Below are 3,790 nucleotides of genomic sequence, written 5' to 3' on the forward strand. Positions count from 1 at the left end.
CTAAAAAGATGAGACACAGAGGTACTGGACAACGAGCCGAAGCTCCGAAATTTCATATTACTAATCAGCTTTTTAGCCTTAACTGAACCGTATTGCATTAGAAGCAGTATTTTTTACAAAAAGCCTGCTTGTTAGGAGTTTTACGGTTGTTGACAGGCGGGCTTTGTTACTTTTTTATTTCCTCCTAGCCTGAAATACCGTCAATATTAATCCACAATCTCATAGCGCACTAACTTCCTCACATCCTGACGAGGTAGCCCTAATTCTTCGGCAATTGTCGCTTCTATCTGGCTAAATTCTATCGTTGGCAGTTCTAATTCCAATCGCTTTAGGATGGGATCTACTGTTTTTACTTCAACCTGGGTAATTTTCTGAGTTCGGTTGACAGCAGCGTTAATCAGCAATACGTTGACTGATACCCGTGCTTCCAGTTGGGTATCTGACTGAAGTTTTGTCTTTGTAGAGTAGGATTGGCTTAACTGTTGAGCAGCTAGGAAACTACAACTCAGCCAAAACACAACCGCCACCAGTGGCAGAGGCAACCAAAACTCTAATCCCAGTCCTCGCAGCCAACTTTTGCTAATCCGCCACACACTACAGTTGCCTCTGATTTTGCCAAGTTATACTTACAGTTATTTTCAGGTAAATATACCATGCGGTAGGGGCACAGCATTGCTGTGCCCTTACGACAGATGTGGTTCAAATACTTGAATTCTGCTGTAATCACACATTCATTCTGACTGATGAAAGAAGTTCACATTACTTGAATGCATTATTATTAATAAGCTCAATTGCACAAAGGTGATGAGAATCTTACTGGTCGAGGATGATCCGAAGCAATTAATGCCGCTGCAAACGGTTCTCTCCCAGGCTGGACACAACGTTGATGGTGTCAAGGATGGTGAAACCGCTCAATGGCTTTTGACTGAAAAAGAATATGACTTGTTGATTTTGGATTGGATGTTACCTCGGATTAGTGGGGTAAGTCTGTGTCAACAATATCGGGCTGCTGGGAAAACCGCTCCCATCTTAATGATTACGGCTAAAGATACCACACCTGATAAAATAACAGGATTAGATGCAGGAGCAGATGATTACTTAGTCAAACCAATTGATATTATGGAGTTCATGGCACGGGTGCGGGCATTGGGAAGGCGATCGCCCCTCTGGCAAGGAGACACCCTCCGATTGGCAGACCTCGAACTTCATCTCGATACGCTGATTTTGGAGCGACTTGGGACAATTGTCACCCTTTCTAGCCAGGAATTTCAGTTGCTAGAATACTTCATGCGTCATCCCCGCCAAATCCTGACTCGTAACCAAATTGAGCAAGCTGTATGGGAGTGGGGTACAGAGCCAGAGAGCAATGCAATCACCGTTCTAGTTCGTAAACTTCGCCAACGTTTGCAAATATTAGCAGCTGCCGATTGGATTGAAACTGTCTATGGTATGGGCTATCGCCTCAACCCTCCAGAAGCATCTTGAGATTTAATAATTTTGGCTTGGAGAATTCTTCTTTGTCTGGTTCCCAGTCTCCGACTTATTTATGACAACTTAAGAAAAAGGTAATGTTGTCAATAGGTGCATTTCTGGGGAAAAAAGCGATGGGGAACCCACGGGTAGGAAATCCAGACCACAAGCGATCGCGAAATATGCCAGGGTTCATCCGTGAGAGATTAGGATAAAGTGCCTTTTATCAATCAGCTAAAATACACAAAAAACTTTTAATAAGAATGATAATCGTGTGCGGCAGGGGAAGGAGGCAAGCGACGCTTGCCTCCTTCCCCTCTATTTGATTATCATTATTTTTTAGCTGTTTAACACCGAGGAATTGAGGGCTTTGACGATATCTGTTCTCCTGGGATGATAAACCCCTTGGGAGAACTGGATCATTTCGGCTCCCAACCTTGGAAAGCTCGGCCAAGCTTTTCTTCGGGCTTAGAAATCCGTCGAGAACGCGTTCGCAGTATCGACTACATCAAGGACACAAACAAGTCGATCTGAGCAATATACCACTGTTGGGTAGTGGTTCTCATCCCGCTGATATTGAACTAGTCTATGTTCGCTGGTATGACCCAAATGGCAAATTCAAGCGGTTTTTTGGTAGTCCACCTCCAGAACAGTTACAAACGGCATCTGGGTTTTTGACGATTAAGTCCGTTGACCCATTTACAGACAAACTGCTTTGGCTGCGTCAAGTCACGCTGCCTGTTCAAGGAGGAAATTCGGTCATCGGTTATCTGCAAGTTGCTATCCCGCTAACAGAAACTCAAAACGATCTTAGACAATTTCAGTTAATGTTGACGCTGGCTGTACCTGTAGCGCTGGGGTTAATTGGACTTACAGGTTGGGTACTCGGTGGCATAGCCATGCAGCCTGTTCAGCAAGCCTATAACCAACTGCAACGCTTTACATCAGATGCTTCTCATGAGTTGCGATCGCCCCTGTCTGCGATTTTAACCAATGCCCAAGTGGGGCTACTAATGGCGGCAGACCGTCCCCAGATGCATCCCTTATTGGAGAATATCATTGATAGCGCCAAGTTGATGAGTACCTTAGTTAATAACCTACTGCTGTTGGCTCGGCATCAAGGACAATTAACTTCAGAATCTCTCAAAAAGGTAAATCTGAATAGCTTGCTGGAGAATTTAGCTATTCATTACACTACTGTTGCTGCAAAAGAGTCGCTTAAGTTGATTAGCCATTTACCAGAACAACAAATTGAGTTGTGGGCTGACCCCGATTTGCTCAGGCAAGCAGTCGAAAACTTGCTCAACAACGCCTGTAAATATACTCCGTCTGGGGGAACAGTCTGGTTACGTTTAGAACCTCACTCAGATCGAGTCGTGATTCAGGTCATCGATACCGGAATTGGCATTCCAGAGGCAGATTTACCTTACATTTTCGATCGCTTCTACCGAGTTGATACAGAACGGGCAAGAGAAAACGGCGGATTTGGGTTAGGATTGGCGATCGCTCAACAAATTGTTCAGGCTCATGGCGGTCACATTTATGTGATCAGCAATGAAGGTAAAGGCTCGACGTTCCAGATAAAATTACCGCTTAGGAGCCATTCTTAAATCACCGAACTTGCACTGGTTTATAGTCCACTTGAGTGGACTTGCGCTATTAGCCAGAGAATTTATTCTCTGGCGGGATATGGGGCAGGTGCAAAATATAACTTAAGGGGTGAGATCAGCGAGGCTACTTCCTTGCCCAGAGTAATTCTCATAAATGTAGCGATTTTCTCTAATCGGTCATCTCTGGTAATTAATTGATATTCTCTAGCACATTGTCTTGCTAATTTCTCCTCTTCTTCCTCATTCATTGTTGCAGATTCAATGATTTCTACCATATTTTCATTGAGTGCATCATTAGTCATGACAAAGTTTGAAGTACCTCAAAACGACTTTGAAGTACTCCAAAACGACTTTGAAGTACCTCAAAACGACTTTGAAGTACCTCAAAACGACTTTGAAGTACCTCAAAACGACTTTGAAGTACCTCAAAACGACTTTGAAGTACTCCAAAACGACTTTGAAGTACTCCAAAACGACTTTGAAGTACTCCAAAACGACTTTGAAGTACCTCAAAACGACTTTGAAGTACCTCAAAACGACTTTGAAGTACCTCAAAACGACTTTGAAGTACCTCAAAACGACTTTGAAGTACTCCAAAACGACTTTGAAGTACTCCAAAACGACTTTGAAGTACTCCAAAACGACTTTGAAGTACCTCAAAACGACTTTGAAGTACCTCAAAACGACTTTGAAGTACCTCAAAACGACTT

Annotated in this window: 5 protein-coding genes; 3 read left to right on the plus strand and 2 right to left on the minus strand. The window is 43.4% G+C overall.

Going from position 1 to position 3,790, the window contains the following annotated elements; translation table 11 throughout:
- Positions 1 to 206: 206 nt before the first annotated feature.
- Positions 207 to 593 carry a hypothetical protein gene (locus tag V7K35_RS18760; RefSeq protein ID WP_335080701.1) on the minus strand — a complete coding sequence of 129 codons (387 nt, stop codon included), beginning with the start codon at positions 591 to 593 and terminating at the stop codon, positions 207 to 209.
- A gap of 211 nt (positions 594 to 804) precedes the next feature.
- Between V7K35_RS18760 and rppA the strand changes: the two genes are divergently transcribed.
- The gene (gene rppA, locus V7K35_RS18765; protein ID WP_335080702.1) at positions 805 to 1,485 is read left to right on the plus strand and encodes a two-component system response regulator RppA; all 681 of its coding nucleotides are present in this window, start codon (positions 805 to 807) and stop codon (positions 1,483 to 1,485) included.
- Between the two features lie 422 nt (positions 1,486 to 1,907).
- Positions 1,908 to 3,080, plus strand: a complete 1,173-nt coding sequence (locus V7K35_RS18770) for a sensor histidine kinase (protein ID WP_335080703.1) — start codon at positions 1,908 to 1,910, stop codon at positions 3,078 to 3,080.
- A 62-nt stretch (positions 3,081 to 3,142) separates the two neighbouring features.
- Here V7K35_RS18770 and V7K35_RS18775 read toward each other — a convergent pair whose 3' ends face one another.
- Positions 3,143 to 3,382 (minus strand): hypothetical protein, encoded by a 240-nt coding sequence (locus V7K35_RS18775; RefSeq protein ID WP_335080704.1) that lies wholly within the window; start codon positions 3,380 to 3,382, stop codon positions 3,143 to 3,145.
- Here V7K35_RS18775 and V7K35_RS18780 point away from each other — a divergent pair.
- Positions 3,381 to 3,790, plus strand: a 410-nt coding sequence (locus V7K35_RS18780; protein WP_335080705.1) for a hypothetical protein, incomplete at its 3' end; no start/stop codon positions are given. The genes V7K35_RS18775 and V7K35_RS18780 overlap by 2 nt on opposite strands.

The sequence above is a fragment of the Nostoc sp. genome (genome assembly GCF_036917275.1).
Classification (GTDB): Bacteria; Cyanobacteriota; Cyanobacteriia; order Cyanobacteriales; family Nostocaceae; genus Nostoc.